The 26,920-nt window shown below is 64.0% G+C and carries 25 protein-coding genes and 1 pseudogene; 20 read left to right on the top strand and 6 right to left on the bottom strand.

The genetic code is table 11. From position 1 onward, the window contains the following. The 11 genes and pseudogenes from CBW66_RS18655 to CBW66_RS18605 all read left to right on the top strand — a co-directional run. Positions 1–385, top strand: a pseudogene (locus CBW66_RS18655) (hypothetical protein); the annotation flags it as partial. A gap of 1 nt (position 386) precedes the next feature. Continuing rightward, on the top strand, positions 387–2,027 hold the full coding sequence (locus tag CBW66_RS18650) for a hypothetical protein (protein ID WP_230492278.1): 1,641 nt from the start codon (positions 387–389) through the stop codon (positions 2,025–2,027). Beyond that, a complete protein-coding gene (locus tag CBW66_RS18645) occupies positions 2,002–2,913 on the top strand; it encodes a glycerophosphodiester phosphodiesterase (RefSeq protein ID WP_086139972.1) in 912 nt (303 codons plus the stop codon). The genes CBW66_RS18650 and CBW66_RS18645 overlap by 26 nt, the downstream gene beginning before the upstream one ends. Positions 2,914–2,941: 28 nt before the next feature. Further along, complete coding sequence (locus CBW66_RS18640) at positions 2,942–3,538, top strand: hypothetical protein (protein ID WP_086139971.1); 597 nt, start codon at positions 2,942–2,944, stop codon at positions 3,536–3,538. Positions 3,539–3,677: 139 nt separating this feature from the next. Continuing rightward, the gene (locus CBW66_RS18635) at positions 3,678–4,703 is read left to right on the top strand and encodes a LacI family DNA-binding transcriptional regulator (protein WP_170933105.1); all 1,026 of its coding nucleotides are present in this window, start codon (positions 3,678–3,680) and stop codon (positions 4,701–4,703) included. Then, the gene (locus tag CBW66_RS18630) at positions 4,703–6,190 is read left to right on the top strand and encodes a sugar ABC transporter ATP-binding protein (RefSeq protein ID WP_086139969.1); all 1,488 of its coding nucleotides are present in this window, start codon (positions 4,703–4,705) and stop codon (positions 6,188–6,190) included. The genes CBW66_RS18635 and CBW66_RS18630 overlap by 1 nt, the downstream gene beginning before the upstream one ends. Further along, positions 6,171–7,190, top strand: coding sequence for an ABC transporter permease (locus CBW66_RS18625; protein ID WP_086139968.1), 1,020 nt, complete (start codon positions 6,171–6,173; stop codon positions 7,188–7,190). The genes CBW66_RS18630 and CBW66_RS18625 overlap by 20 nt, the downstream gene beginning before the upstream one ends. A 61-nt stretch (positions 7,191–7,251) precedes the next feature. After that, the gene (locus tag CBW66_RS18620; protein WP_086139967.1) at positions 7,252–8,214 is read left to right on the top strand and encodes a substrate-binding domain-containing protein; all 963 of its coding nucleotides are present in this window, start codon (positions 7,252–7,254) and stop codon (positions 8,212–8,214) included. Positions 8,215–8,259: 45 nt separating this feature from the next. Next, positions 8,260–9,312, top strand: coding sequence for a sugar phosphate isomerase/epimerase (locus CBW66_RS18615; RefSeq protein WP_086139966.1), 1,053 nt, complete (start codon positions 8,260–8,262; stop codon positions 9,310–9,312). Positions 9,313–9,321: 9 nt separating this feature from the next. Then, positions 9,322–10,473, top strand: a complete 1,152-nt coding sequence (locus CBW66_RS18610; RefSeq protein ID WP_230492279.1) for a Gfo/Idh/MocA family protein — start codon at positions 9,322–9,324, stop codon at positions 10,471–10,473. Between the two features lie 9 nt (positions 10,474–10,482). Beyond that, entirely contained in the window at positions 10,483–10,776 is a 294-nt protein-coding gene (locus tag CBW66_RS18605) for a 2Fe-2S iron-sulfur cluster-binding protein (protein WP_086139965.1), read from the top strand. Between the two features lie 9 nt (positions 10,777–10,785). On the opposite strand, the gene CBW66_RS18600 is transcribed toward CBW66_RS18605, so the two are convergent. Continuing rightward, a complete protein-coding gene (locus CBW66_RS18600) occupies positions 10,786–11,097 on the bottom strand; it encodes a hypothetical protein (RefSeq protein ID WP_086139964.1) in 312 nt (103 codons plus the stop codon). A 92-nt stretch (positions 11,098–11,189) separates the two neighbouring features. On the opposite strand from CBW66_RS18600, the gene CBW66_RS18595 reads away from it, so the two are divergent. Beyond that, a complete protein-coding gene (locus tag CBW66_RS18595; protein ID WP_086139963.1) occupies positions 11,190–11,459 on the top strand; it encodes a MoaD/ThiS family protein in 270 nt (89 codons plus the stop codon). A 2-nt stretch (positions 11,460–11,461) separates the two neighbouring features. Continuing rightward, on the top strand, positions 11,462–12,571 hold the full coding sequence (locus tag CBW66_RS18590) for a sialidase (protein ID WP_086139962.1): 1,110 nt from the start codon (positions 11,462–11,464) through the stop codon (positions 12,569–12,571). On the opposite strand, the gene CBW66_RS18585 is transcribed toward CBW66_RS18590, so the two are convergent. Continuing rightward, a complete protein-coding gene (locus tag CBW66_RS18585; protein WP_086139961.1) occupies positions 12,544–13,167 on the bottom strand; it encodes a TetR/AcrR family transcriptional regulator in 624 nt (207 codons plus the stop codon). The two genes, CBW66_RS18590 and CBW66_RS18585, sit on opposite strands and share 28 nt — an antisense overlap. A gap of 151 nt (positions 13,168–13,318) precedes the next feature. Here CBW66_RS18585 and CBW66_RS18580 point away from each other — a divergent pair, with 151 nt between their 5' ends. Beyond that, positions 13,319–14,362 carry an MBL fold metallo-hydrolase gene (locus CBW66_RS18580; protein WP_205701222.1) on the top strand — a complete coding sequence of 348 codons (1,044 nt, stop codon included), beginning with the start codon at positions 13,319–13,321 and terminating at the stop codon, positions 14,360–14,362. A 1-nt stretch (position 14,363) separates the two neighbouring features. Here CBW66_RS18580 and CBW66_RS18575 read toward each other — a convergent pair whose 3' ends face one another. Next, on the bottom strand, positions 14,364–14,696 hold the full coding sequence (locus tag CBW66_RS18575; RefSeq protein WP_139841745.1) for a hypothetical protein: 333 nt from the start codon (positions 14,694–14,696) through the stop codon (positions 14,364–14,366). 432 nt (positions 14,697–15,128) lie between these two features. Between CBW66_RS18575 and CBW66_RS18570 the strand changes: the two genes are divergently transcribed. Then, positions 15,129–16,139, top strand: a complete 1,011-nt coding sequence (locus CBW66_RS18570) for a substrate-binding domain-containing protein (protein ID WP_086139958.1) — start codon at positions 15,129–15,131, stop codon at positions 16,137–16,139. Between the two features lie 37 nt (positions 16,140–16,176). Here the strand turns inward: CBW66_RS18570 and CBW66_RS18565 are convergent, their stop codons facing one another. Together CBW66_RS18565 and CBW66_RS18560 are read right to left on the bottom strand one after the other, a co-directional pair. Then, positions 16,177–19,773: an indolepyruvate ferredoxin oxidoreductase family protein gene (locus tag CBW66_RS18565; protein ID WP_086139957.1), complete on the bottom strand. Its 3,597-nt coding sequence runs from the start codon at positions 19,771–19,773 to the stop codon at positions 16,177–16,179. A gap of 194 nt (positions 19,774–19,967) precedes the next feature. After that, positions 19,968–20,909 carry a LysR substrate-binding domain-containing protein gene (locus CBW66_RS18560; protein ID WP_086139956.1) on the bottom strand — a complete coding sequence of 314 codons (942 nt, stop codon included), beginning with the start codon at positions 20,907–20,909 and terminating at the stop codon, positions 19,968–19,970. A 137-nt stretch (positions 20,910–21,046) separates the two neighbouring features. Between CBW66_RS18560 and CBW66_RS18555 the strand changes: the two genes are divergently transcribed. Then, positions 21,047–22,273, top strand: a complete 1,227-nt coding sequence (locus CBW66_RS18555) for an HD-GYP domain-containing protein (protein WP_070289458.1) — start codon at positions 21,047–21,049, stop codon at positions 22,271–22,273. On the opposite strand, the gene CBW66_RS18550 is transcribed toward CBW66_RS18555, so the two are convergent. Then, positions 22,270–23,316 (bottom strand): GGDEF domain-containing protein, encoded by a 1,047-nt coding sequence (locus CBW66_RS18550; RefSeq protein WP_086139955.1) that lies wholly within the window; start codon positions 23,314–23,316, stop codon positions 22,270–22,272. The two genes, CBW66_RS18555 and CBW66_RS18550, sit on opposite strands and share 4 nt — an antisense overlap. A gap of 481 nt (positions 23,317–23,797) precedes the next feature. On the opposite strand from CBW66_RS18550, the gene CBW66_RS18545 reads away from it, so the two are divergent. The 4 genes from CBW66_RS18545 (at position 23,798) to cpaB (ending at position 26,897) form a co-directional block, all read left to right on the top strand. Continuing rightward, complete coding sequence (locus CBW66_RS18545) at positions 23,798–23,980, top strand: Flp family type IVb pilin (protein ID WP_034752975.1); 183 nt, start codon at positions 23,798–23,800, stop codon at positions 23,978–23,980. A 53-nt stretch (positions 23,981–24,033) separates the two neighbouring features. Then, complete coding sequence (locus tag CBW66_RS18540) at positions 24,034–24,567, top strand: prepilin peptidase (protein WP_086139954.1); 534 nt, start codon at positions 24,034–24,036, stop codon at positions 24,565–24,567. A 93-nt stretch (positions 24,568–24,660) separates the two neighbouring features. Then, positions 24,661–26,034, top strand: coding sequence for an ATP-binding protein (locus tag CBW66_RS18535; protein ID WP_086139953.1), 1,374 nt, complete (start codon positions 24,661–24,663; stop codon positions 26,032–26,034). Then, positions 26,031–26,897: a Flp pilus assembly protein CpaB gene (gene cpaB / locus CBW66_RS18530; RefSeq protein ID WP_086139952.1), complete on the top strand. Its 867-nt coding sequence runs from the start codon at positions 26,031–26,033 to the stop codon at positions 26,895–26,897. Before CBW66_RS18535 ends, cpaB begins: the two co-directional genes overlap by 4 nt. The last annotated feature ends 23 nt before the right edge of the window (positions 26,898–26,920 follow it).

The following is a 26,920-nucleotide window of genomic DNA, read 5'->3' as shown; positions in this document are numbered from 1 at the left end:
AACCCGCCTGTCGCGCATGATCTACACGGACAACCGCCTGCTCAACGCCAGCGTGGCCGTGCCGCCCGGCGTCGATACGCGCGCCCAGCCGTTTGCTGATGACGGCCTGCGCGGCACGGGTCCGGCGATGGCCACCATGCCTGGCAGCGACAGCGGGCGCGTGATCCCCGCCCCGCCGGCCCCGGCATCGGCCCCGACGCCTGCCGCCGCGCCGAAAGCGGGCAGCCGCGCCAGCGCCAAGGCGCGCCGCCAGGAAACCCCGGCCAGGGCGGCGGTACCTGCCATTAACCTGCCTGCAGCGCGCAGCGCGGCGGCTGCCCCTGCGGCGCCGATGATCTTCCAGGCCGAAGAGATCAAGCCCGTCGTCATCGACCTGAGGAAATAAGATGGCCGCGAGTTTGCGCAGTCTGCAAATCCGGCAGACCTTGATCCTGATCGTCCTGACGATCATTTATTTGTGCTGCGAGCTGGGTTTCAATGCCCGTTTGCTCGACGTGGTGGGCGGCGACGTCAAGCCGCACGACGTGGAAGGCGTGGAATTCTATGGCCGCAGCCTGTCGGGCATCGCCGCCGCGCTGGTGGTGCTGCAGCTGATGTGGCGCCGCCGGCTGAAGAACAATGGCAGCGGCCCCAGCTGGAAAAAAATCATCTTTTGCTGCGTCGCCACGGCGGCGGTCGTATTCGGCATTCTGAAGACCACGGTCACGGTGCTGGTCGAAACGCGCGATGCGCAATTTCGCCGCCTGGCCTTCAATACCACCCTGATGCAGCGCTCGCTGGTGGGCGGCAGCCTGCAATTGCAGGGCCTGGTCGATGATGCCAGCCTGTTTGCCAAGCCGGAAGGCAAGGCTTTCCTCGCCCTGTTCCCTTTCCTGGCCGTGTCGGTCGGCCACCTCGACGAGCGCATGGAGCCGGCCAAGGAACAGTTGATCAACTTTAATGTCCGCAAGATCGCCGGCGGCGCGGCCGGCTACTACGACAAGTACCAGCAGGCGATCGGCGAAGTGCATGACAAGTGGAAATTGTATTCGGGTATCATTCCCGACGACGATGCGGGTTTGCGCCAGCAGCAGGAATCGGCGTGGAACGATTACCGGCAAAGCCTGTCGCGCCACGGCTGGCAGCCGCATTCCGTGCCGGCGCGGCGCAAGGCGGCCGTGGTCAACAATGTGCGTAAAAAGGTGCCCGTGTCGGCCAACTGGCATCCTGCCGATCAATTGAGCTTCCGCCTGGCCGTCAAGCGCCGCTACGCATCGGAAGCGGCCGGCAAGGGTTTGACCGTCAAGGGCGACCGCATTCCGCCCGGCTTGTCCTTCCCCGCCTTCGTGGCGCGCCCCGGCATCCAGGCCGTGCTGCGCGACGGGCCGGACGGTGGCGACGGCAGCGAAGCGAGCAAGGGCTTGCGGCTGCCCAAGGGCGCCGTGGTGCAGGATGCGTATGCGAGCCCGGCCGAGTTCAGCCGCCTGTTCGACCAGTTCGCCGCGCGCCAGACGGCGGAAAAGCTGGTCGAGTACCGCGCCAGCCGCAGCGACTTTGAAGTGGGCGGCAAGTATTATGCAGAGGGCAAGGAAGCGGCGCGCGCCGCCATCGTGCCGCCCGTCGCCCTGTTCTTTTCCCTGCTGGGCGCCATCGGCCACTTTTCGAAACTGCTGTACCTGATCGCCACCGTGGGTTTGCTGGTGCTGGCGGCGCGCCGGGGCGAGCAGGCGGGCGCCGATGGCCAGCTGAGCCGCCGTTCCGCCTGGATCGCCACGGGCGTGCTGGCCGGTGCCTTCCTGGGAACCTGGGGTATCTTCAGCCTGTCGGACAACAATGTCACGAAGAGCGAGCTGTTCCGCCAGATGCTGGACTGGAACCGCCAGGCCGACGGCGACAGCACGCGCTGGCAAATCGCCGGCAAGGGCTTGCTGGCCAATATCACGCACGTCGTGGCGGTGGGGCAGGGCTATAGCTACCCCGTCAACGAAGCGATCCGCATCAATATTTTGCAGGGACTCGAATATGGTTATCACCCGGAAAAGAAATAAGGCGGCCGCGCTGGCCTTGCTGCTGTGCATGGCCAGCACGGCCGTTCAGGCCGACTGCCTGGGCATGAAGGTGCATGCCCACCGCGGCGCCGGCAATGCGCCGGAAAACTCGCTGAGCGCGCTGCGCAACACGTATTTCGGCACCTGGGACGGCGTCGAGACGGATCTGCAGCTGCTCGGCGACGGCAGCTGGGTGGTGCACCACGACCTGTTGACGGGCCGGGTCGTCGACACGGGATCGCCGCGCACCGTGAAGCAATTGACGGCCGACGACTGGCGTGCCGCCAGCATGAAGAACCGTGGCGTGCCGACGGCGGAAACGCCGCCTTTTGTGACCGAGGTGGCCGACCTGGCGACGGCGTTCCCAGCGAAAACCCTGAATGCGGAAATCAAGGATGTCGTGGCGTCCTGCGCGCCCATCGCCACCCTGGTGGGGCAATTGCGCGCCAACATCAAGCATGGCAACTGGTTTCTGACCTCGGGCGTGCCGAACAACCTTGCCTGCGCGCGCCGCGCCGATCCGCAGGGCTATCTGGGCCTGCTCGTGTTTGACGCGCGCAATGCGCAGGCGGCCGGCGCCAACCGGGTCAGCCGCTATATCGCGAAAAACGCCCGCCCGCCCAAGCTGGACAAGCCCTGGCTGCAGCGCGTGCAGCAACAGATCGGCATGCCTGTCGGCGTGCACGTCGATGCGCGCAGCCTCGATGCCAATCCGAACTTGCTGAGCGACGCGGCCGGCATGAACATGCCCGTCTTCGTCTACGCCGTCGATGGCGACTCGGCCCTGGCCGCGTCCCTGCTGCGTGCCCAGCAGCGCAGCCACCGCTGGCCCAGCGGCGTCATTCTTGACGGCAATCCCGAAACGTTTTGCGCGATGATGAAGTAATCACTTTGATTGACCGGGAGACCCTGCCATGATCCTGACACAGACTGCACAGCCCGACCCAGCCGTCGCTCTTGCCCGCAGCGCCATCGGCGCCATGTTCTTTGCGCTGTTTGGCGGCCTGTGGGTGGCCGCCTGGTGCGTGCAGACGTATGGCGCTCAGCCTTTGCGCTTGCTGCCGGTCGCCGGCATCACCGTCCTGCTGTTCATGCTGGCGTGGCGCCAGTTCAGCCGGCACCGGGCCGCGCATGCGGCGGCGGACCAATCGCCGCAAGCGAAGCGCGCGGGCCGGCTGTTCAATATCGTCAACATGGGGCAATGGATCGCCATCTTCATCATCGGCAACGTCCTGAAAAACCTGGGGCTGCAGGCGTGGTTCATTCCCGCCGTCATCTTGATCGTCGGCCTGCATTTCTTTCCGCTGGCCTGGCTGTTCAAGGCGCGTCGCCATCTGGCCATCGGCATGGCCCTGTGCGTGTGGGCCATCGGCTACCCGTTCACCGTGCGCCATGGCCCCATCCATCCCGTCGGCTGCCTCGGTGCCGGCCTGATCCTGTGGGTGGCGGCCCTGTCCGCCGTGCGCGCCGGTTTTGCCGTGCAGCAGACCGCCTTGCAGTCCCAGAAATAGCTGTATCCGACGGTCCGCCCAGGGCCGTTTTCCCGTCCCTTTCCCGCCTGTTTTTTTGCGCACCGCAGCATCGATAATGTTTGCATCGCGCGCGCGGCTGGCCTATAAATGTAATCGATTACATTTATGTGAAACCGCCATGCCGCCAGCCGTCCCGTCTTCCTTGCCGACCGAAACCGTCTCCATCAGCGCCGTCGCCGCGCATGCGGGCGTGTCGGTGGCCACCGTCTCGCGCGTGATGAACGAGCAGGCAGGCGTACGGGCGCCGACGCGCGACAAGGTGCTCGCGTCCGTGGCCGCGCTCGGCTACCGCATGAACCACCTGGCGCGCAGCCTGCGCACGGCCGAGAGCCGCATGCTGCTGACCATGGTGCCCGATGTGGGCAACCCCTTCTATGCGCAGATCGTGCGCGGCATCGATACGGTGGCGCGCGAACACGGCTACTTCGTGCTGCTGTGCGACACGGGCGCCGACGCGGGCCGCGAGCGCTCCTACTTCGACTTGCTGCGCATGCACCGCGCCGATGGCGCTATCTGCCTGGACCCGGACACGGTGCAGCATGCGCTGTCGCATGAATCGGTCAGCCTGCCGTGGGTGGCCTGCTGCGAATTCGACCCCGGCGTGGCCGTGCCCTATGTCGGCATCGACAACCACCGGGCCGCGTCGGATGCCGTCGCGCACCTGCTGTCGTGCGGTCATACGCGCATCGGCCTGATCAATTCGGATGAACGCTATCTGTACGCGCGGCAACGCCAGCAAGGCTATCTCGACACCCTGGCCGCTGCCGGCCTGAGCGTGCAGCCGCAATGGGTGCACACGGTGCAAAGCCTCGACTATGAAGCGGGCACGGCCGCCACCCTGCGCATGATGGCGCAGCCCGATGCGCCCACGGCCATCTTTGCCGTCTCCGATACGCTGGCCATCGGCGTCTTGAGCGCGCTGCGCCAGTTGAAGCTGCGCGTGCCCGAGGACGTGGCCGTCATCGGCTTCGACGATATCGCCATCGCCGCGCAGATGGACCCGGGCCTCACCACGATTGCGCAACCGATGCGCGAGCTGGGTGAGACGGCGGCCCGCCTGCTGCTGCAGCGTTTGGCGGACCCGGCGGTGCAGGTACCCGGCGTGCTGCTGCAACATCAATTAATTCTACGGGGGAGTGCATAGTGAGCGTTGCCGTCGGTTTCGAGGGGGTGTGCAAGGATTTCGGCCCCGTGCGCGTCTTGCATGGCGTCAGTTTTACCTTGCCGCCCGGGCGCGTGTATGGCTTGCTGGGCGAAAACGGCGCCGGCAAGTCGACCCTGATGAAAATTCTCGCTGGTTATGAAAGCGTGAGCGATGGCCAGCTGCTGATCGATGGCCAGCCCCGGCGCTTCGCCAGTTCGCGCGCGGCGGAGGCCGCCGGCATCGTGCTGATCCACCAGGAATTCAACTTGGCCGAGCACCTGACGGTGGCGCAAAACATGTTCCTCGGCCACGAAAAGACGCGCGGCTGGCTGCTCGACGAGGCCGCCATGCGCGCAGAAGCGTCGCGCTACCTGAAACAGGTAGGCCTGGACGTGTCGCCCGACACCAAAATCCGCGACCTGATCGTCGCCGAGAAACAGCTGGTGGAAATCGCCAAGGCCCTGTCGCGCCGCGCCCGCTTCCTGATCATGGACGAGCCCACGGCCACCCTGACGTCGTCGGAAACCCAGCGCCTGTTCGCCGTCATGGCGCAGCTGAAAAGCGATGGCGTCACGATTCTGTACATTTCCCACAAGCTTGACGAAGTCGAACGCAACACGGACGAGGTCATCGTCATGCGCGACGGGCGATTCGTCACGCGCGAGCCGACGGCCAGCCTCACGCGCCAGCAGATGGCGAACCTGATGGTGGGGCGCGAATTGTCGGACATGTTCCCCGCGAAAGTGGCGCTGGCGCCGGATGCCCCGATCCTGTTGAAGGTCGATGGTTTGAGCGTGCCCGGCTGGGCGAAAGCGCTGTCATTCGAGGTGCGCGCCGGCGAAGTGCTGGGCTTTGCGGGCCTGGTGGGCGCGGGGCGCACGGAAGCGTTCGAGGCGCTGCTGGGCTTGCGTCCGCGCAGCGCGGGCACGATCCACCTCAATGGCCAGCCCGTGGACATCCGTAGCCCCAAGCAAGCCATGCAGCATGGTATGACCTACCTGAGCGAGGACCGCAAAGGAAAAGGACTGCACGTGAACCTGGGCTTGCGCGAAAACCTTACGATGATGACCATGGAGCGCTATGCGCGGCCCTGGCTCGACGTGAAGGGCGAGAAGCAGGCGCTGGCCAGGGCTGTGGAAGATTTCAATATCCGCACAGGCGACCTGGACAGCCGCGCGCGCATGCTGTCCGGTGGCAACCAGCAAAAGCTGGCGCTGGCGAAATACCTGCATTCGGATCCCCGCGTCGTCGTGCTCGATGAACCGAGCCGTGGCGTGGACGTGGGCGCCAAGCGCGACATTTACTTTTTGATTCACCGCCTGGCCGCCGAAGGGCGCGCCGTGATCGTGATTTCATCGGAACTGATCGAATTGATCGGCCTGTGCCATCGTGTCGCCGTGATGCGCGCCGGCACCCTGCAAGCCACCCTGTCTGCTGACCACCTGACCGAAGAGGAGTTGATTGCCCATGCAACCGGCACGCACTGACACCACCGTATCCCCGCTTGCCACCACCGTTGCCCGCTTCGGCGCGCGCATCAAGGGCTTCGGCCCCGTGCTGGGCTTGTTATCTCTGTGCATCGCGGGCACCTTGCTCAACGGCGACTTCGCCACCATGGACAATCTGATGAACGTGCTCACGCGCACGGCGTTTATCGGCATCATTGCCGTGGGCATGACTTTCGTCATCATTTCCGGCGGCATCGATCTGTCGGTGGGCTCGATGGCGGCCCTGATCGCCGGCTGCATGATCTATTTCATGAATGCGCTGGCGCAAGGCGCGGGGGGCGACCTGGCGCCCATCACCATGCTGGTGCTGGGCATCGCCATGGCTCTGGTGCTTGGCGCCGGCTTCGGCCTCATGCACGGCTTGTTGATCAGCAAGGGCAATATCGAGCCGTTCATCGTGACCCTGGGCACCCTCGGCATCTTCCGCGCCGTGCTCACGTACCTGGCCGACGGCGGCGCGCTGACCCTGGACGCCACCCTGTCCGAGCTGTACAGCCCCGTCTACTACACGAGCGTGCTGGGCGCGCCGATCCCGATCTGGATTTTCCTCTTCGTCGCCGCGGCTGGCGCCATCATTCTCAACCGCACCACCTTCGGCCGCCACGTGCAGGCGATTGGTTCCAACGAGCAAGTGGCGCGCTATGCGGCCATCCATGTCGATAGGGTCAAGATTGCCACCTACATGCTGCTGGGCGTGTGCGTGGGCATCGCCACGGTGCTGTACGTGCCGCGCCTGGGTTCGGCCACGCCGACGACGGGCTTGCTGTGGGAACTCGAAGCGATCGCCGCCGTCGTCGTGGGCGGCACGGCGTTGAAAGGCGGCGAGGGGCGCATCGTCGGCACCGTGATCGGCGCCATCCTGCTGTCCGTGATCAGCAATATCCTGAATTTGACCAGCATCATCAGTGTCTACCTGAATGCCGCAGTGCAAGGCGTGGTGATCATCGCCGTCGCCTTCCTGCAGCGAGGCCGCAAATAAAACAAGAGCGGCGTTCTGAATGGGCCGCCAACGGGCGCCCACAACCTTGGAGGAGAGCAGCATGAAGCGTTTCATTCGTGTAGCAGGGATGGCGGTACTGGTGATGCAAGCGTGGGCAATGCCGGGTGCGCAGGCCGCTGAAAAATTGGTGGTCGGCGTGGCCATTCCCACGGCCACGCACAGCTTTACTTCCGGCATCGTGTGGTGGGCCAACCAGGCCAAGGCGGAACTCGAGAAAGCCCATCCTGGCGTGAAAATCATTGTCAAGACGGCCGCCACGGCGCCCGAACAGGCCAATCAACTGCAGGACATGCTGACGGTCAACAAGATCAACACCCTGGTGATCTTTCCCATCGAATCGGCCTCGCTGACGCAACCCGTGGCGCAGGTAAAAAACAAGGGCGTCTACGTCACCGTGGTGGACCGCGGCTTGACGAACACGCAGTCGCAGGATGCGTACATCGCGGGCGACAACACGGCCTTCGGCAAGCTGCCCGCCGAATACCTGGCGAAGAGTTTAAAAGGCAAGGGCAATATCGTCGCGCTGCGCGGCATGCCGACCACCTTGGACAACGAACGCTTTGACTCTTTTTCCGCCGTCATGAAAGGCCATCCCGAGATCAAGGTCTTGGATGCCAAGTATGGCAACTGGAACCGCGACGATGCCTTCAAGGTCATGCAGGATTACCTGACCCGCTTCAAGCAGATCGACGCCGTCTGGGCCGCCGATGACGACATGGCCATCGGCGTGCAGAAGGCCATCGCGCAAGCCAAGCGCACGGACATCAAGCAGGTGTTCGGCGGCGCGGGCGCGAAGGGTGCCGTGAAAAAGATCATGGATGGCTCCGACCCGCTGATCGTGGCCGACGTGTCGTACTCGCCCAAGTTCATGTACGACGCCATCAAGCTGACGACGGAAGCGCGCCTGAAAGGTGATAAATTGCCGGCCAATACGATCATCCCCTCGGTGCTGATCACGCGCGAGAACGCCAAGCAGTTTTACTTTCCGAACTCGCCTTTTTAACCGAACCTCCTCCAGTGCCAGAGTCCTGGGGGCTAAAGGATACCCATGAAAACCATCCAGGGCCCGGCCATTTTCCTGGCCCAGTTTCTCGGCGAGGAGCCGCCGTTCGACTCGCTCGAGCACCTGGCGCAATGGGCGGCCGGCCTGGGCTACAAGGGCTTGCAGCTGCCCACGGCGCCGCGCCTGTTCGACCTGGAGCAGGCAGCAAGCAGCCAGCAGTACTGCGATGACGTGGCCGCCATGCTGGCGCGCCACGGCTTGCAGGTGACGGAATTGTCGACGCACTTGCAGGGCCAGCTGATCGCCGTGCATCCGGCTTACGACGCGCTGTTCGACGGCTTCGCGCCGGAACAGGTGCGCGGCGATCCGCTTGCCCGTACTGCCTGGGCCACGCAGCAACTGCTGTGGGCGGCCACCGCCTCGCAGCGCCTGGGCCTCAAGGCGCACGTAACGTTTTCCGGCGCGCTGGCCTGGCCGTATCTGTATCCGTGGCCGCAGCGCCCGGCCGGCCTGGTGGAAACGGCGTTCGCCGAACTGGCCAGGCGCTGGCTACCCATCCTCGACGCGTTTGACGCGGCCGGCGTGGACCTCTGCTATGAACTGCATCCGGGCGAGGACTTGCACGACGGCGTGACCTTCGAGCGGTTTCTCGATGCCGTGAACGACCACCCGCGCGCGTCGATTCTGTACGACCCCAGCCACTTCGTGCTGCAGCAGCTCGACTACCTGGCGTTCATCGACATCTATCACGCGCGCATCAAGGCGTTTCACGTCAAGGATGCGGAATTTCGGCCCAACGGGCGCCAGGGCGTGTATGGCGGCTATGGCGACTGGCAGGAGCGGGCCGGGCGCTTCCGCTCGCTGGGCGACGGGCAGATCGATTTCAAGGCGATCTTCTCGAAGATGGCGCAGTACGACTTCCCCGGCTGGGCCGTGCTGGAGTGGGAATGCTGTCTGAAACACCCGGAAGATGGCGCGGCCGAGGGCGCGCGCTTCATCCGCGAGCACATCATCCATGTGGCCGAACGCGCGTTCGATGATTTCGCGGGCAGCACGGTGGACCAGGGCCAGATCAACCATTTGTTGGGATTGAAATAGGGAGAGAACATGCAGCGACGCTTACGGCTGGGCATGGTAGGGGGCGGGCAGGGCGCGTTCATCGGCGCCGTGCACCGCATCGCGGCGCGCATCGACGACCAATACGCACTGGTGGCGGGCGCCCTGTCGTCCGACCCGCAGCGCGCGCGCGACAGCGGCGCCGCGCTGCATCTTTCTCCGGATCGCTGCTACAGCGACTACCGCGCCATGGCGCAGGCGGAGGCCGCCAGGGCGGACGGCATCGAGGCCGTGGCCATCGTCACGCCGAACCATTTGCACGCGCCCGTCGCCACGGCCTTCATGGAAGCGGGCATCCACGTGATCTGCGACAAGCCGCTGGGCATCTCGCTGGCGGAAGGGCAGGCGCTGGCCGCGCTGGCAGAGCGGAAAAACCTGCTGTTTGCGCTCACGCATACCTACAGCGGCTACCCGCTGCTGCGCCATGCGAAAGCGATGGTCGAGGCGGGCGAACTGGGCGAACTGCGCCTCGTGCAAGTCGAATATTCGCAGGACTGGCTGGCCGACGCCATCGCGGCTGGCGGCATGAACGAAGGCAACTGGCATAACGATCCGCAGAAAGCCGGGCCCGGCGGCACCCTGCTCGACGTGGGCTTGCACGCCTACCACCTGGCGCAATTCGTCAGCGGACTCACGCCGCAGGCCGTGCTGGCGGAGCTGTCGACGTTTGTACCGAACCGTACCCTGGACGACCATGTACAGGTGATGCTGCGCTACGCGAATGGGGCGAAAGGCACTTTGTGGGCCAGCCAGGTGGCGACCGGTTGCGAAAATACGGTGCGCTTGCGCCTGTTCGGCAGCAAGGCGCAGCTCGATTTCGACCAGGAACAGCCGAACCAGCTGTGGTGCACGCCGCAGGGCGGCAACCGCCAGCTGCTGCGTCCGGGGCGGGTCGACAGCGCCGCCGCGCGTCACGCCACGCGCGTGCCGGCCGGCCATCCGGAGGGTTATCTGGAAGCGTTCGCCCAGCTGTACCTGGATGCGGCCTTGCACATCCGCGCGCGGCAATCGGGCTTGCCCGTGCCGGAAGCGGCGCGCTGGCTGCCGACGGTCGTCGATGGCGTGGCCGGCCTGGCCTTTGCCGAAGCCGTGCTGCGCAGCCATGCCGATGGCGCCCGCTGGACCACGCTGGCGGACTGTTAAACTGGGCGCATGAGCGCGTCCTTTACTATTACCCTCGTCCCGCAAGGCTGGCAATTCCCGGCCGAGGCGGGCACCACCATCCTGGCTGCCGCCGAGCTGGCCGGCATCCGCCTGCTCAGTTCCTGCCGCAACGGCACCTGCCGCACCTGCCTCTGCCACATGCCCGAAGGCAAGGTGCGCTACACGGTGGACTGGCCCGGCATCAGCCCCGATGAACGGCTCGACGGCTACATCCTGCCCTGCGTGGCCGTGGCCGAAAGCGATCTCACCGTGCAGGCGCGCGCCGTGCACACGGGCGCCTGACTGCCACACTCAGGTCGGCTTGCCGCCCTTCAGGCGCTGCAGCAGCGCTTCCACGCCGTCGCTCACGGGCAAGCCGTGGCGGCGCAGCAGCTGCACGTGCAAGACCAGGTTTTCCAGCACCAGCTTGGCCGCCACGGCCAGCAAGGCCAGGTTGCGGTCTTCCGGCGTAAAACTTTCCATGGCGTCGGCCATCTCGCACAGGTGGTTGGCGATCAGCCCGCGCAATTCCTGCTCATTGAAGGGCAGGTCGGCAAAATCGATGGGATCGGCCACTTCCACTTCCTGCATCAGCACCGCTAGTTCTTCCGGGGTAATCGTCATGCCTGGCCTCCTTGTGTGCTTGCTCCTATTTTAATTGTATTGGCTGCAAAGCGGACTAGAATGAGTCGAGGCCGACGACGTCGAAGGGCAGCATGGCGCACTTGCATTTTACGCAACAACTGGCACGCTTCCTCCACGTCCCCACGGTGGAGGTCGCCGCGCCGCGCCTGCGCGCCGCCCTCGATGCCGCGTTTGCGCAGCAGCCGCGTCTGCGCGGCTACGTGCTCGACGAGCAGGGCGCGTTGCGCCCGAATGTGGTGATCTTCATCGATGGTGTGCGCTGCCGCGAACGCCGCTACCTTGACGACGCCTTGCTGCCCGACAGTCAAGTGTATATCTTGCAGGCACTTTCCGGAGGTTGATCATGACACCAGGCAAGGCGCAGCGCGCATATCTCGGCACCCGCAAGGGCTTGTTCCAGTTCGATGTCGATGCGGCCGGCGCCTGGCAGCTGGCGCTGGTGCAATTCGCCGGCGACCCCGTCTCCATGCTGCTGCACGATGGCCGCGACGGCAGCCTGTACGCGGCCCTGAACCTGGGCCATTTCGGCGCCAAGCTGCACCGCCGCGACGCGGACAGCGGGGAGTGGCGCGAAATCGCCGTGCCCGCCTATCCCGCCAAACCGGCGGACAGCAGCGATACCATCGACTGGACTTTGCGGCAAATCTGGTCGCTGGCGGCCGGCGGCGCGGACCAGCCCGGCGTACTGTGGGCGGGCACCCTGCCTGGCGGCCTGTTCCGTTCCAGCGACCGCGGCGACAGCTGGCAGCTGGTGGAAGCGTTGTGGAACGTGCCGCAGCGGGCGCAGTGGTTTGGCGGCGGCTATGATGTGCCCGGTATCCACAGCATCTGCGTCGACCCGCGCGACAGCAATACCGTGCTGGTCGGCGTGTCCTGCGGCGGCGTGTGGCAAACGGCTGACGGCGGCGCCAGCTGGGCCTTGAGCGCGACGGGCATGCGCGCCGACTACATGCCGCCCGAGCTCGATGAAAACGAAGCCGTGCAAGACCCGCACCGCATCGTGCGCAGCGCCGGCACGCCGGATGCGCTGTGGTGCCAGCACCATAACGGCATCTGGCGCTCGCAGGACGCCGGCTGGCACTGGCAGGAAGTGACGACGGCGCCGTTGTCGCATTTCGGCTTTGCCGTGGCTGTGCATCCGCGCGATGGCGACACGGCCTGGTTCGTGCCGGCACAGGCGGACGTGCTGCGCATACCCATCGATGGCGCGCTGGCCGTGACGCGCACGCGCGATGGCGGGAAAACGTTCGAGGTTTTGCGCGGGGGATTGCCGCAGCAGCATTGCTACGACCTCATCTACCGCCACGGGCTGGCGCTGGCCGACGACGGGCGCAGTTTAGTGATGGCGTCAACGACGGGCGGCGCCTGGTATTCGGACGACGAGGGCGAGCACTGGCAGACGCTGTCCGCCCACCTGCCGCCCGTTTATGCTGTCTGCTTTGCCACGCCGTAATAGCACAGGAAGATATCGACGGCCAGGTCCGTCACTTCGCGCCGGCGTGCCGGGCTCAGCAGCGGTTCACCGAGGGTGATCTGCGGCCAGAAGGCAAAGGTTTTCAGCGGCGCCATCAGCAGATGCCCCACTTCCAGCGTCTCGCCCGCCTTGATGCGCCCATCCTGCTGCGCCGCGCGGATCCAGATATTCAGGCCCGTTTCCTTTTCATTCAGGCGCGCCACCATCGCTTGCGCGCGCGCGGGCGAGTGGATGGTTTCGCCAAAGATCACGCGCGCCAGGTCGATGAAGGCCGGATCGCACAGCAAGACCATCTTCTGCTCGACCAGGGCCAGCACCTGCGGGCGCAGGGGCTGGTCGGCCACATAGGGCACGGCGGGTTGGGCCACGCTGCTTTCCCACATGCGTTGCAGGATTTCCGCGAACAGCTCGTCCTTGCTGGGGAAATGGTTGTACACGGTGCGCTTGGAAACGGCGGCCGTGGCGGCGATCCTGTCCATGCTGGTCGCATCGAAACCGTGCTCGCGGAACTCGGCGATGGCGGCATCGACGATGGCGACGCGCTTGCGGTCGGTGAGGCGTTGCGGTGCGGCCATGGCGGGAAATCTCCTTTGAAAACAATATTTTACACCTCTTGGTTTACTTTGCTTAAAATAGGAACTACACTGTGTAGTGTAATTTAATCCTTGTATTTTATTGACCGGACCGCACATGCACCGCATCTTATTCCTGGGAGTCCTGATCATCATGAGTTCTTGCACCTTGCGCACCGCGCCTGCCGCGCCAGTTGAATCACCACAACGCCACGAAGGCAAGTTCCGCAACCCCGTGCAAATGCACAAGCTGGGCACGGCGGCAACGCTCAAGCTGATGTGGACCTTCGTCTTCGACAAGCCCGACAGCACGGTGCCGGCTGCTGCTGTGCCCGTGCAAGCGCTGACCCGGGCGCAACTGCTGGCCGCGCCCGACAATAGCCTGTTTCGCCTCGGCCATTCGACCCTGCTGTTGAAACTGAATAATGAATTCTTCCTCACCGACCCCGTGTTTTCCGAGCGCGCCTCGCCCGTGCAATGGGCGGGCCCGAAGCGCTTTCACCAGCCGCCCATCAGCATCGCCGACTTGCCGCCGATCAAGGCCATCATCCTGTCGCACAACCATTACGACCACCTCGACCATGCCGCCGTGCTGGAACTGGCCGCCAAGACCGACCACTTCGTCGCGCCGCTGGGCGTGGGCGACACCCTGATCGAATGGGGCGTGCCGCAGGACAAGGTGCAGCAGTTCGACTGGTGGCAAGGCACAAGGATTGCCGGCGTGAAGCTGGTGGCGACGCCGTCGCAGCATTTCTCGGGACGGGGCTTGTTTGACAGCAATCAAACCCTGTGGGCGTCGTGGGTCATCGACGCGCCGGACGTGCGCGTGTTTTTCAGCGGCGACTCCGGCTATTTCGACGGTTTCAAGCAGATCGGCGACAAGCACGGTCCGTTCGACGTGACCATGATCGAAACGGGCGCCTACGACAAGCTGTGGCCGGACGTGCACATGCAGCCGGAGGAAACCCTGCAAGCGCACCTGGACTTGCGCGGCAAGTGGTTGATGCCCGTGCATAACGGCACCTTCGACCTGGGTCTGCATGCCTGGCACGAACCGTTCGACCGCATCACGGGCCTGGCGGCCAAGCGGGGCGTCAACCTGGCCACGCCGCAGATGGGCGAGGCGGTCGACCTGGCGCAGCCGAAGAAGGGGGAGAAGTGGTGGCTGGCGATGCTGGAAGAAGAGATGGTGCGGTAATTCACGCCATCACGTTGATCAGGCGGCCCAGGGTCTGGCCATAGCCGTTCAGCTGGGGTGTGCTTTTCGATGCGGCAGTGGCCGCTGGCTGCGGCACGGCCACTTTGATCGCCCGGTCCAGTTGCGGCGCCTTGATGGCGGCCGGGGCATCGGCCTGCGCTCGCTGGCTGCTTTGCTGCGTCTGGCTCAGCGATTCCTGTTCCCGCGCCAGCAGCTGGCGGCTTTGCGCCAGCTGTTCGCTGTCGCGCTGCACTTGGTTCTGGCCTTGTTCGACCCGGCGCTGCGCCGTGGCCAGCGAGGCTTGCAGATTGTTGACGGACGTTAGCGATACCACATTGTTCACCTTTGAAAGTATGCCCAGGCGTGCGCGGCAGTGGACGAATGCAGGGCGGCGCGCGACATGACTGCAGGTAATCTTTACCTGAATCAAGAGTAGGACAAATTCTCGCACAGTTCCAGTAAATTATGTTTTCTTGATAATCTTATCGTGCGCGCTTTGCCGTGCCGCAGCCGCATGCCGAACGTGGCGAGATATGGATTGGAGTGAGTGCACGCTGTCGCCAAAGAGTATTGTTTGTGTGCGATGCATCATGTCATGTTGCTGACGCGGCAAACACGCTTGCTTTTCAAAAGTCCCTTTCTAAAGTCTAATATGTTGTTGTTTTTCTACCATGTTGGCACACGGTCATGTGCCGCCTGTTAGGCGCTCTGGGCTATAATGGACGGTCAGAGTTGGTTTCTTTTGCCATACAGACAGGTAGTTAACATGAATCTCAAGAGCCTCGCAATTGCCCTCGGCATGTCGAAAACGACAGTCAGCAGGGCGTTGAACGGCTATCCGGAAGTCAATTCCCGCACCCGTGAAATCGTCCTGGCCGCCGCCAAGAAAGTCGGCTACCGGCCCAACCCCCTGGCGCGCAGCCTGGCGGTCGGCCGCACGAATGTGCTCGGCATGATCTATCCCCTGCTGCCCAGCGACCTGGGCGACAGCGTCTTCCTTTCCGTCGTGAATGGCATGTCGGACGCCGTCGAAGCGTCGAAGATGAGCCTGATCATCGCTCCCGTGTCGCCGCAGAACGAACAGCCGTCATATGAAAACATGGTGCGCGGGCGCCAGGTCGATGGCCTCGTGGTGGGCCGCACCAAGGTGGTCGACGAGCGCATTGCCTACCTGACGAAGGTCGACTTCCCGTTTGTCGCGAACGGCCGCACGCGCATCGACGCGCCCTATGCGTATTTTGACTACGATAACGACACGGGCATCGACCTGGCCGTGTCTTTCCTGGCGGCCCATGGCCACCAGCGCATCGCCTTGCTGAGCGCGCCGCTGGACTTGCACTTTGCTTACGAGCGTAAGGAAAGCTTTATCCGCTGCATGGCGCAGGCGGGCTTGCAGGCCGACCCCCGCTATCTGCTCGACAATAGTCTCGATCGCCGCAGCGGTTACCAGGCCATGCAGCAATTGCTGGCCTGCTCGCCGCGCCCGACGGCCGTCATCGTCGACAACCACCTGTCCGGCGTGGGCGTGGTGCGCGCCCTGATGGATGCGGGCATCGAGATCGGCAAGGAGATCTCCGTCATCGTCTGGGGCAATGTGGAAGATACCTTGATCGGCATCAACGTCACCACCATCGACCAGCCCGACCTGCGCCGCGCCGGCGCCAAGATGGTGGAAATGCTGCAATCGCTGCTGGCCGGCACGCCGCCGGAACGGCTGCAGGAAATCTGGCAGCCCGTGCTGTTGCCGGGGGCGACGGTGGGGCGCTGCCCCGAGTGATGAAAAAAAACGCAGAGCCGAAGCTCTGCGTTGTCTTTTATGCCGCGTGCTTGCTGCCATCGGCCAGCTTGGCCAGCAATCTCGCCTTGTCCTGGCGGTACGTGGCGACGGCCGCTTCCTTGACGTGGCCGAAGCCGCGGATTTTTTCGGGCAGCGACGCCAGTTCCACGCAGGTGCCCAGGTTGTCCGCCGTCAGGTTGACCAGCATGCCAGCCAGCAGTTCGCGGTATTCCACGATCAGCGCGCGCTCCATCTTGCGCTCGGCCGTGTAGCCGAAGACGTCGAAGGTGCCGCCGCGCAAGCCCTTGGCTTTCGCCAGCAATTTAAACGCGCGCCACATCCAGGAACCGAACTCCGCTTTCACCAAATGCCCCTTCGCATCTTTTTTCGCGAACAGCGGCGGCGCCAGGTTGAATTTCACGGAGAAATTACCCTCGAACTGCTGCTGCAACTGCTCCACGAAACGGCCGTCCGTGTACAAACGCGCCACTTCATACTCGTCCTTGTAAGCGAGCAACTTGAAATAGTTCCTGGCGACAGCCGTCGACAGCTTCTGGCCCAGCCCCAAGGTATTTTCGCGGTCGCGCACCTGTTTGACCAGGGTCAAGTAACCATCCGCATACGCGGCGTTTTGATACGCGGTGAGGAACTCCACGCGTTTTTTGATGACGCTATCGAGGCTTTGCGGCATTTGCACGATGATCGCTTGCGATGGCGTGGCGATCTGCGTTACCTTGCGCACGTCGACGGCGGCGCGGCGGCCCCACAAAAAGCTTTTCTTGTTCGATTCGATGCCCACGCCATTGAGCTCGATGGCGCGCAGCAAGGCTGCTTCCGTCAACGGAATGCGGCCCTTTTGCCAGGCGTAGCCGAGCATGAACAGGTTGGCGGCAATCGAGTCGCCCATCAGCGCGGTGGCCAGTTTGGTCGCGTCGATAAAGTCGGCCGCGTCCGCGCCGCCCACGGATTCCTCGATCAGCTGGCGCACTTCCGCCGTTGGATATTGCCAGTCGGCGTTTTGCGCAAACGTGCCCGGCGGCTGCTCGTGCAGGTTGACGACGGCCAGGCTGCGGCCAGGGCGCATTTTCGACACGGCATCCTGCGCGCCGGCCGTCAGCATGTCGCAGCCCAGGATCAGGTCCGCTTCGCCCGTGGCGATGCGCTGCGCGCGGATGTGCGCCGGGGACCTGGCGATTTTCACGTGCGAGGTGACGGAACCGTTCTTTTGCGACATGCCCGTCATGTCCAGCACGGACGCTCCCTTGCCTTCCAGGTGCGCCGCCATGCCCATCAGGGCGCCCACGGTGATGACGCCCGTGCCGCCGATGCCGTTGATCAGGATGTTGTACGGCGCCTCGCAGGCGGGTAATACAGGTTCCGGCAGAGGACCGAAGTCGTCCGTATCGCCCGGCTTGCCCGCGCCCGTCTTGGTCTTCTTCAGGTTGCCGCCTTCGACGGTGACGAAGCTGGGGCAGAAACCCTTGGCGCACGAGTAATCCTTGTTGCACGAGGATTGGTCGATGGTGCGCTTGCGGCCAAATTCCGTCTCTTTCGGCAGGATCGACACGCAGTTCGACTGCACGCCGCAGTCGCCGCAGCCTTCGCAGACGGCGTCGTTGATGACCATGCGTTTGGCCAGGTCCGGATACTCGCCTTTTTTGCGGCGCCGGCGTTTCTCGGCGGCACAGGTCTGGTCGTAGATCAGCACGGACACGCCCGGTACCTCGCGCAATTCGCGCTGCACCGCATCCATATCCTTGCGGTCGTGCAAGGTCAGGTGGGCGGGCAGGTTGCTGCGGTCGCTGTAGCGTGACAGATCTTCCGTGACCAGGGCGATGCGGGCGATGCCTTCGGCCGCCACCTGTTGCGCCATCATGGGCACGGTGATCAGGCCGTCCACCGGTTGGCCGCCCGTCATGGCGACGGCGTGGTTGTACAGAATCTTGTAGGTGATGTTGACCTTGGCCGCCTGTGCGGCGCGGATGGCCAGGTAGCCCGAATGGAAATAGGTGCCGTCGCCGAGGTTCTGGAACACGTGCGGCAATTCGGAAAACGCGGCTTGCCCGATCCATGGCGCGCCTTCGCCGCCCATGTGCGTGGTCAGCTTGTTCATTTCCGGGTAGATCGAGGTGGCCATCACGTGGCAGCCGATGCCGGCCAGCGCCAGGCTGCCATCGGGCACCTTGGTCGAGGTGTTGTGCGGGCAGCCGGAGCAGTAAAACGCGGGGCGGAACGGGGTATTCACGGCTTTCTTTAATACCGCATCCTTGGCGTCGAGGAAGCTCAGGCGCGCCTTGATCAGGTCGCAGGTGACGGGGTCGGAAATCAGGCGCGCGATGCGGCTGGCGATAACACGCGCCACTTGCGAGACGGAAAAATCCGCCTTCGAGGTGAGCAGCCATTCGCCGCGCGGCGCCACCCATTCGCCTTTTTCGTCGAACTTGCCGATGACGCGCGGGCGCACGTCGTCGCGCCAGTTGTACAGCTGCTCTTTTAATTGGTATTCGACGATCTGGCGCTTTTCTTCGACGACGAGAATCTCATCGAGACCTTGCGCAAACTCACGCACGCTGTCCGGTTCCAGCGGCCACGGCATGGCTACCTTGAACAGCCGCATGCCCACGTCGGCCGCCATCTGCTCGTCGATGCCCAGCTCTTCCAGCGCTTCGAGCACATCCAGATACGATTTGCCGGAGGCAATGATGCCCAGCTTGGCGTTCGGGCTGTTGATGGTGGTGTGGTTGAGCTTGTTTTCGCGCGCGTAGGCCAGGGCCGCATAGATCTTGTAATCCTGCATCAGCGCTTCCTGGTTGCGCGCCTGCTGGCCCAGCGGGATGCTCGACAGGCGCGCGTTCAGGCCGCCTTCGGGCATGACGAAGTCCTGCGGAATCTTGACTTCCACGCGGAACGGGTCGGCATCGATGGAGGCCGACGATTCGACCGTGTCGGCCAGCGCCTTGAAGGCCACGGTGCAGCCGGAAAAGCGCGACATGGCCCAGCCGTGGATGCCCAGGTCCAGGTATTCCTGCACATTGCATGGATACAGGACGGGGATCATCGAGGCGGAGAACAGATGGTCGGACTGGTGCGGCAGGGTCGATGAGTATGCGCCATGGTCGTCGCCGGCCACCAGCAGCACGCCGCCCAGTTTGGACGTGCCCGCATGGTTCATGTGCTTGAAGACATCGCCGCAGCGGTCCACGCCCGGGCCCTTGCCGTACCACATGGCGAACACGCCGTCGTACTTGGCCGGGCCGATCAGGTCCACCTGCTGCGAACCCCAGACGGCCGTGGCGGCCAAGTCTTCGTTGACGCCGGGCACGAACTGCACGTGGTGCGCTTCCAGCTGTTTTTTCGCTTTCCACAGGTTTTCATCGAGGCCGCCCAGGGGCGAGCCGCGGTAGCCGGAAATGAAACCGGCCGTGTTGAGGCCTGCAGCCTGGTCGCGCAAGCGCTGCATCATGGGCAGGCGCACGAGGGCCTGGATGCCGGACAGGAAGATGGCACCGGAAGTGGCCGTGTATTTGTCGTCGAGGCTGACGGTGGTCAAACGGGATGTGTCGGGGGGCGTCGATGGCGCGGCACCGGCGTTTCTAGCGAACGCTGCGGAGCCGTTTTCCGTGGTCACGGACATGGCTGTCTCCAAAAGGGTGTTTCAGATGACGGCTGTACAAGCGACGCGCCCGGTAAGGCGCGCACTGTGCAGACGGGATTGCCGCGTGTGGGCGGCACATAACTAGTTTAAATTTAAAATAGTTAATGTCGTCAGTGTAGAACGACCGCGGGGAAGGGGCAAATACGCTTTGACGATGGGGGTATAAGAAATACTTATGCCATAGGTGGCAGCACATGCGCCCCCACCCAGCGTCCGCTGCCGCACAGTTCGGCGGCCACTTGCAGCACGAGGTTTTTCACGGCGTTGCCGGCATTGGTGAGGGGAATGTTTTTCGAGGCGCACAGGGCCACTGTGCGCGATAGCACGGGGCTGTGGAGGGTGTAGCTGCGCATGGCGCCGCTGTCCAGTTCGGCCAGCAGCGGGGCTGCCGGCAGGATGGTGGCACCCATGCCGGCCAGGATGGCCGATTTCAGGATGGCGATTGAGTTGATCTCGATCACGTTCGCCGTCTCCAGGCCCAGTTCGCGGGCGCGGCTGTCGATGCGGGGGCGCACGCCATGCTGCAGGCCCGGCAGGATCAGGGTGGCGCTCAATGCCTGCGCGAATGACAGCGCCGTGCCCGGGGGCGCGAACGGCGAATCGCTGCGGCAGATAAAACGCATCTCTTCCTCCACCAGGGGGCAGCAGGAAAACGGCGTCAGCTGGCCATCGTCGAACAGCACGGCCAGGTTGATGCGGCCCGATTTGAGCTGTGCATTGAGGTTGCCCGTGATTTCTTCCGTCAGTTGCAGGGTGATCTCGGGATAGCGTTCGCGCGCGGCCAGCAGCAGCGGCAGGGCCAGGGCGCCGGAGATACTGTGCGGCAAGCCCAAGGTGACATTGCCGGACGGCCGCGTGGCGCTTTGCGTGACGGCCGAGCGGGCGTCCGCCACCTGTTTCAGGATCGCTTGCGCATGTTCGTAAAACACCTTGCCCGCATCCGTGCTGAGCACGCCCTGGGCCGAGCGGTGCAGCAGCTGCACGCCCAGTTCCTCTTCCAGCTGGCGCAACTGCTGCGTCAGGGCCGGCTGCGCCACGTGCAGGATCAGGGCCGCGCGCGACAGCGAGCCGTGGTCGACGATGGCGACAAAGTAGCGTAATTGGCGCAGTTCCATGGGTCCCAATAGCGATGCGGTGAGCGGAAAAAACAGGGTGTTGCGCCGCAGCGCCGAACGCGGCCAGCAGAATAATAGTTTGTTATACTCATTCTAGCGCCTTCGGTGCTCCAGCCGCGTATTTGTGGGATGACAGCATGCTCAAGAAAGTTGATTCGTCTCAATTAAAAGTGGGCATGTACATTCATGACCTCAGCTGCGACTGGATGACGCATCCGTTCGTGCGCAACCGTTTTCTGTTGCGCAGCGACGATGAAATCCGCAAGATCGTGCAGGCCGGCATCCACGACGTGGTGATCGACAGCGGCAAGGGCCTCGACGTGCAGGATGCGCCCACCGTGGCGCAGGCGCGCGCCGAGACCGAGCGCGAACTGGTGCAGATCGCCGCGGCGCCGCAGGTGGTCACGCGCGTGTCGTTGGGCATGGAACTGGCGCGCGCCGCGCAGGTGCGGCGCCAGGCCGCGAGCCTGGTACGCACGGTGATGGCCGACGTGCGCCTGGGCAAGGCGGTCGAGCTCGACCGCGTGCAGCACACGGTGCAAGATATTACCGAATCGATCCTGCGCAATCCCGGCGCCCTCGTCGGCTTGTTGCGCATCAAGACCAAGGATGATTACACCTTCCTGCATTCCGTCAGCGTGTGCGCGCTGCTGGTGGCGTTTTGCCGCTCGCGCGGCATCGATGCGGCCACCACGCACCAGGCCGGCCTCGGTGGCTTGCTGCACGACACGGGCAAGGCGCTGGTGCCCGACAGCGTGCTGAACAAGCCGGGCCCCCTCACGTCCGAGGAATTTGCCCTGATCAAGCGCCATCCGCGCGATGGCTACGAGATTCTGCTGCAGTCGCCCGAGCTGGGCGCCATTCCGCTCGACATCGCCTTGCACCACCACGAGCGGCGCGACGGCAGCGGCTATCCGGACCAGCTGGCCGGCGACGCCATCAGCGAGCTGGCGCAGATGGCCGCCATCGTCGACGTGTACGACGCGCTGACGTCGGACCGCAGCTATCACAAGGGCATTCCCGCCGCCGAAGCCCTGCGCAAGATTTATGAATGGAGCAAATTCCATTTCAACCCCGTGTTCGCGCAGGATTTCATGCGCTGCGTGGGCATCTATCCGGTGGGCACCATGGTGATGCTGGAATCGGGCCGCCTGGCCGTCGTCGTCGAGGCGCACGAAAGCAATCTGCTGGCGCCGAAAGTGAATGTGTTTTTCAGTACGAAGAGCAAGACCTACATCAAGCCCGAGACGGTGGACCTGTCGCGCGGCTTCGGCTTCGGCGGCGCCGACAAGATCGTCGGCCATGAGTCGGCGGCCAAGTGGCAGGTCGATCCCATGCGTTTTATTTCGCTGGCGGATGCCTAGAAAAATTCTGCGGTGTCGTTCGAGGTAATGGTCGTTAATAAACCTTTCGCTACCAGCTCATCGTAGTGGCAAGCCAGGTTGCGGCCATGGCTCTTGGCGTAATACAAGGCCTGGTCGGCGCGGCCGAGGATGATGACGGGCGCCTCGTAGGCGTTGATGCTGACGAAGCCCACGCTGACGGTCACTCTGCCCACTTGCGGGAAGTCGTGCGCCTCGACATTGGTGCGGAAGCGGTCGATGATTTTCTGCGCATTTTCCAGGGTGATCGAGCGCAGCAGCACGACGAATTCCTCGCCGCCGAAGCGGAAGATGCGGTCTTGCGAGCGAAACGACGATTGCAGCTGGTTGGCGATCAGGATCAGCACTTCATCGCCATACAGGTGGCCAAACTTATCGTTGACCAATTTAAAATGATCGACGTCGATCACGGCCAGCCATTGCCGTTCCGTGTCCGTATGGTGGCGCCGCTCTTCGTCGGCGGGACGCGGCTTGTCCGCTTCCGGTTCGCCGCGGCTGTGCAGGATTTTCGCCAGCTGGTCGTCGAAGGTCTTGCGGTTCAACAGACCGGTGAGCGAATCGCGTTCGCTGTAGTCGAGCAGGTTCTGGAAATTGCGGTACACGCTGACGATGCCGCCGATCACCTGGATGGTGGCACCCGTGTATGGCGTGGGGTTGGTGATTTCCAGGCAGGTGGTGACCTGGTCGCCGATCCAGATGGGCAGCCACAGCAGGTGGCGGCCATCGGCGCACAGGGTGTCGGCGCTCGCTTCATGGCGCTTGATGCAGGCGGCCAGGGCCGGGTAGTCGGACAGCGGTTCGCCCGGCAGGGTCGGGTCGGTATGCTCTTCCATGCGGGCCACGCTGCCCGCCACGATGATGGCCCGCGACCGCACGAACACCTGGCCACGCACGGTGGTCAGGGCCAGCACACGGGTCTGCGACGCGGCAGCGAGTTCCTGGACCGCCGAGATCACGGAAATGTCGAGCATCGTGTGGTCGCGGTGCCCGGTCATGTCCACCATGTGTTTCAGTAGGGAATCCATTGTCGTTCTCTGGAAAGTAGTCACACAAGTGTCGTCATACCAGCATTGCATCAAGCAAGAGCATGTTCGCGTCCGTCTACAAGAAGCCAAGATTTATTTGGTGGCATGACGCTCTGTACCGCCGGGCGAGAGGCCTTTCCAAAGAAGAGCTAAGCAGGATAATGTCTTTTTGCCTAATAGGCAATTAACGTATGCAATATTTCATGTAAATACATGAGATTCAAGCACTACATTGCAAAAAACTTGCCCTGACGAAGGCTTTCAATCCGGATCGCAACATTTGTTTGCGCCAGCCGCCATGTCGACAAGGTTTGATAATTTCCATGTGGAAACTTGTGGCGCGTCAATTTGCCAAAATGTGGACGCTTTATAGTCAATGCAATGGCGCAGAAATTTACGGCAGGAAACATATTAGCAGGAAAGGGCAATGTTTCACACCCGATTGCGCCAGGGACTTGTGATTCACTTTTGGGAGCTTGTCATGCATACCTTCCTGTCGGCAGTACAGCAGTTTGTCAAGGATGAGGATGGCATTACGGCAATCGAATACGGCCTGATTGCGGCCTTGATGGCCACCGCCATCACGGCCGGATTCTTGCTGATCAAGACCAACTTGCTGGCCGTCCTCACCGACATCTCGTCGAACCTGGTGTTGACGCCCTAAGCGGGTGCCCGCTGCTGGCCGGCCGGCAGCGGGTTTTCTTCGGGAGGTGTGCCATGCCTGCGACTGCCTTGTGCGACCTGCTGTTGCTGTGCTTCGTGACGGGGGCCGCCGTCAGTGATCTGATCCAACGCAAGATTCCGAATTGGCTGGTGCTGGCCGGCATGCTCGCCGCGCTGGCGCTGCATTTGTGGCTGTGGCCACACCGCGTGCCGCAGCTGGTGCTGGGCGGCATGGCGACGGGCTTCTTCCTGTTCCTGCCTCTCTATGTGCTGCGCGGCATGGCCGCCGGCGACGTCAAGCTGATCGCCATGGTGGGCACCTTTGCCGGTCCCTGGCCCGTGCTGCAGATCTGTTTCGCCACGTTTGTCCTGGGCGGCCTGATGGCCGTGCTGATGATCACGTACCAGGGCAAGTGGCGCGCCTGCCTCGGCAATCTGCGCCAGCTGCTGTGGCCGATGATCGCGCGCATGGCTGGCATTCCCCTGGCGCCGATCGCACTGGGCAGCCATACCAGCGTGGGCAACATGCCGTACGGACTGGCCATTGCCCTGGGCTGCCTGGTGGTGCAAGGGCAGCATTATTTCTGATTGGCATTCATTGCTCTGAATCAATGGGCGCCAGAGCCCGCTCGCTAGAATGAATTCTGTTCAATGCAGTCTTAACCGGCTAGGAGACGCAGCATGACCGAGGTCGACTATTCCATGAGCACCGACAGCGTTCCGCGCCCCGCCGATGCGAACCTGATGCCGCCCTTGCCGCCGCAGCCGAAGAGCTTGCGTGAAACGGGGCTGGAACGGCCGCTGGTCGTCGAACTGATTGCCAAGTTGATGTTTGTGGGCGGCAAGACGCATCTGTCCGTGCTGACGACGCGCTTGCGCCTGTCGATCAATGTCTTGCGCGAAGTGCTCGATTTCATGGTGACGGAGCAGATGGCCGAAGTGGCCTGGCGCGGCGAATCCGACATCGACGTGCAGTACCAGCTGACGGGCGCCGGCAAGCAGCGCGCCAGCGCTTTTCTTGAACGCTGCGCGTATATCGGCGCCGCCCCCGTCACCCTGGAAGCGTACCGCGCCATGGTGGCGCGCCAGTCGTGGCTGGCGCAGGAACAGCGTGTCGGCAGCGATGACCTGGCCGCCGTGCTCGGCGGCGCCCATGCGGGGCCGGGCATGCTCGATGTGGTCGGCGCGGCCCTGCATTCGGGGCGCTCGCTGCTGCTGTACGGTCCGCCCGGCAGCGGCAAGTCGACCTTGGCGCTGCAGCTGGGACAATTGCTGCACGGGCTGGTCGCCGTGCCCTACGCCATCGTCGTCGGCCATGACATCATCCAGTTGTACGATCCGGCGCAGCACCTGCCGCCCGCGCCGCAGCACGTCAGCCACGCGCGCCAGGCGCTGGAGCGGCGTAGCACGGATATCCGCTGGGTGCTGTGCCAGCGTCCCGTGATCCATGTGGGCGCCGAGCTCGACGCCGGCACGCTGGAGCTGCGCCTCGACGCCAGCGGCGGCTGCTACCAGGCGCCGCCCCATGTACGGGCCAACAACGGCATGCTGATCATCGACGACCTGGGCCGCCAGCGCCTGGGCGCGCAAGAACTGCTGACGCGGCTGATGCAGCCGCTGGCACGGGGCAGCGACCAGCTGGGCTTGCCCGGCGGCGTGCAGATCAGCGTGCCCTTCGATAACGCCCTCGTGCTGGCCACGAATGTGCCGCCGGGCGAGCTGTTCGATCCTGCCTTGCTGCGCCGCATCGGCTACAAGGTGCAGGTGGGGCCGCTGGCCGAGAACGCCTATCGCGCCTTGTTCCGCCAGCAATGCCGCCTGGCCGGCATGACTATTGATGAGTTGGCCCTGAACCATCTGCTGCAGCTGCATGGCGCGCAGGGGCGGCCCTTGCTGGCCAGCTATCCGCAGGAATTGCTGGCGCGCATAGGCGACTTCGCCGGCTTTGCCGGCAGCGAGGCGCGCCTGACGGTGGGCGCCCTGGAGCAGGCCTGGAGCAGCCTGTTTGCCAGTTGCGATATGCCGGCCGCCAGCCTGTGCGAGCGCATCGCATGAAAAACCGTCGCGCCCTGCTGATGATGGGCCTGGCCGTGGTGCTGGGGCTGCTGGCCGTGCTGCTGGCCTCGCACTGGCTGCTGCGCCAGACGCCGGCCGGCAAGGGCAAGATCGTCGTCGCCTCCAGCGATGTCAACCTGGGCCAGCGCCTGACGCCAGAGATGCTGCGCCTGGCCGAATGGCCGGCGGAAAGCTTGCCGCAAGGCGCGTTGCAAGACCCGGCGAAACTGGCGGGGCGGGTGCTGAAAACCAGCGTGCTGCGCGGCGAGCCGCTGAGCGAAGCCAAGCTGGCGCCCGTGGGGACGTTGGGCGGCCTGTCGGCCCTGATCACGGAAGGGCGGCGCGCCATCACCGTGCGTGTCAACGACGTGATCGGCGTGGCCGGCTTCGCCTTGCCGGGCAATTATGTCGACATCATCGTGAGTACCCAGCAGGATGCTGGCGACCGCGCGTTTCCGCAAAGCCGCAATATTTCCAAGATCGTGCTCGAACGCATCCTCGTGCTGGCCGTGGCGCAGGAAGTGGGACGCGACGAGACCAAGCCGCGCGTGGTCAATGCCGTAACCCTGGAAGTGACGCCGGAACAGGCGGAAAACCTGGACCTGGCGCGCAGCGTGGGCAGCCTGTCGCTGGTGCTGCGCAACCAGGTCGACCCGCAGCCGGGCGTGACGGCGGGTGCCACCAAGCTGACCCTGCTGGGCGGCCCGCATGAAGCCGAGCCTGTTCCTGCGGACGCCTCCGCCGCCGCGCCCGTGTTGGCCGTGGCGCCGCGTCGCGTGCGCGTGGCGAAGGCGCCGCCGGAACCGAAGCGCCAGTGCAGCGGCGTCATCGATGGGACGCGCCAGTCGCGCGAATGTTTTTAGCCTTGTTGCCTTGATCAACCATG

Source organism: Janthinobacterium sp. GW456P (assembly GCF_002127655.1).
Taxonomy (GTDB): domain Bacteria; phylum Pseudomonadota; class Gammaproteobacteria; order Burkholderiales; family Burkholderiaceae_D; genus Janthinobacterium.
Note: the sequence above shows the minus strand (reverse complement) of the source record. Positions and strands in the feature narration are given on the sequence as shown.

Bases quoted from the DNA above. Each gene is read 5' to 3' on its own strand.
- CBW66_RS18580 (WP_205701222.1), top strand. From the start codon at position 13,319: ATGAGTTCTTGCACCTTGCGCACCGCGCCTGCCGCGCCAGTTGAATCA.
- CBW66_RS18625 (WP_086139968.1), top strand. From the start codon at position 6,171: ATGCAACCGGCACGCACTGACACCACCGTATCCCCGCTTGCCACCACC.
- CBW66_RS18605 (WP_086139965.1), top strand. From the start codon at position 10,483: ATGAGCGCGTCCTTTACTATTACCCTCGTCCCGCAAGGCTGGCAATTC.
- CBW66_RS18555 (WP_070289458.1), top strand. From the start codon at position 21,047: ATGCTCAAGAAAGTTGATTCGTCTCAATTAAAAGTGGGCATGTACATT.
- CBW66_RS18600 (WP_086139964.1), bottom strand. From the start codon at position 11,097: ATGACGATTACCCCGGAAGAACTAGCGGTGCTGATGCAGGAAGTGGAA.
- CBW66_RS18650 (WP_230492278.1), top strand. From the start codon at position 387: ATGGCCGCGAGTTTGCGCAGTCTGCAAATCCGGCAGACCTTGATCCTG.
- CBW66_RS18620 (WP_086139967.1), top strand. From the start codon at position 7,252: ATGAAGCGTTTCATTCGTGTAGCAGGGATGGCGGTACTGGTGATGCAA.
- CBW66_RS18590 (WP_086139962.1), top strand. From the start codon at position 11,462: ATGACACCAGGCAAGGCGCAGCGCGCATATCTCGGCACCCGCAAGGGC.
- CBW66_RS18635 (WP_170933105.1), top strand. From the start codon at position 3,678: ATGCCGCCAGCCGTCCCGTCTTCCTTGCCGACCGAAACCGTCTCCATC.
- CBW66_RS18540 (WP_086139954.1), top strand. From the start codon at position 24,034: ATGCCTGCGACTGCCTTGTGCGACCTGCTGTTGCTGTGCTTCGTGACG.
- CBW66_RS18615 (WP_086139966.1), top strand. From the start codon at position 8,260: ATGAAAACCATCCAGGGCCCGGCCATTTTCCTGGCCCAGTTTCTCGGC.
- CBW66_RS18565 (WP_086139957.1), bottom strand. From the start codon at position 19,773: ATGTCCGTGACCACGGAAAACGGCTCCGCAGCGTTCGCTAGAAACGCC.
- CBW66_RS18535 (WP_086139953.1), top strand. From the start codon at position 24,661: ATGACCGAGGTCGACTATTCCATGAGCACCGACAGCGTTCCGCGCCCC.
- CBW66_RS18560 (WP_086139956.1), bottom strand. From the start codon at position 20,909: ATGGAACTGCGCCAATTACGCTACTTTGTCGCCATCGTCGACCACGGC.
- CBW66_RS18570 (WP_086139958.1), top strand. From the start codon at position 15,129: ATGAATCTCAAGAGCCTCGCAATTGCCCTCGGCATGTCGAAAACGACA.
- CBW66_RS18595 (WP_086139963.1), top strand. From the start codon at position 11,190: ATGGCGCACTTGCATTTTACGCAACAACTGGCACGCTTCCTCCACGTC.
- CBW66_RS18545 (WP_034752975.1), top strand. From the start codon at position 23,798: ATGCATACCTTCCTGTCGGCAGTACAGCAGTTTGTCAAGGATGAGGAT.
- CBW66_RS18610 (WP_230492279.1), top strand. From the start codon at position 9,322: ATGCAGCGACGCTTACGGCTGGGCATGGTAGGGGGCGGGCAGGGCGCG.
- CBW66_RS18645 (WP_086139972.1), top strand. From the start codon at position 2,002: ATGGTTATCACCCGGAAAAGAAATAAGGCGGCCGCGCTGGCCTTGCTG.
- CBW66_RS18550 (WP_086139955.1), bottom strand. From the start codon at position 23,316: ATGGATTCCCTACTGAAACACATGGTGGACATGACCGGGCACCGCGAC.
- cpaB (WP_086139952.1), top strand. From the start codon at position 26,031: ATGAAAAACCGTCGCGCCCTGCTGATGATGGGCCTGGCCGTGGTGCTG.
- CBW66_RS18585 (WP_086139961.1), bottom strand. From the start codon at position 13,167: ATGGCCGCACCGCAACGCCTCACCGACCGCAAGCGCGTCGCCATCGTC.
- CBW66_RS18640 (WP_086139971.1), top strand. From the start codon at position 2,942: ATGATCCTGACACAGACTGCACAGCCCGACCCAGCCGTCGCTCTTGCC.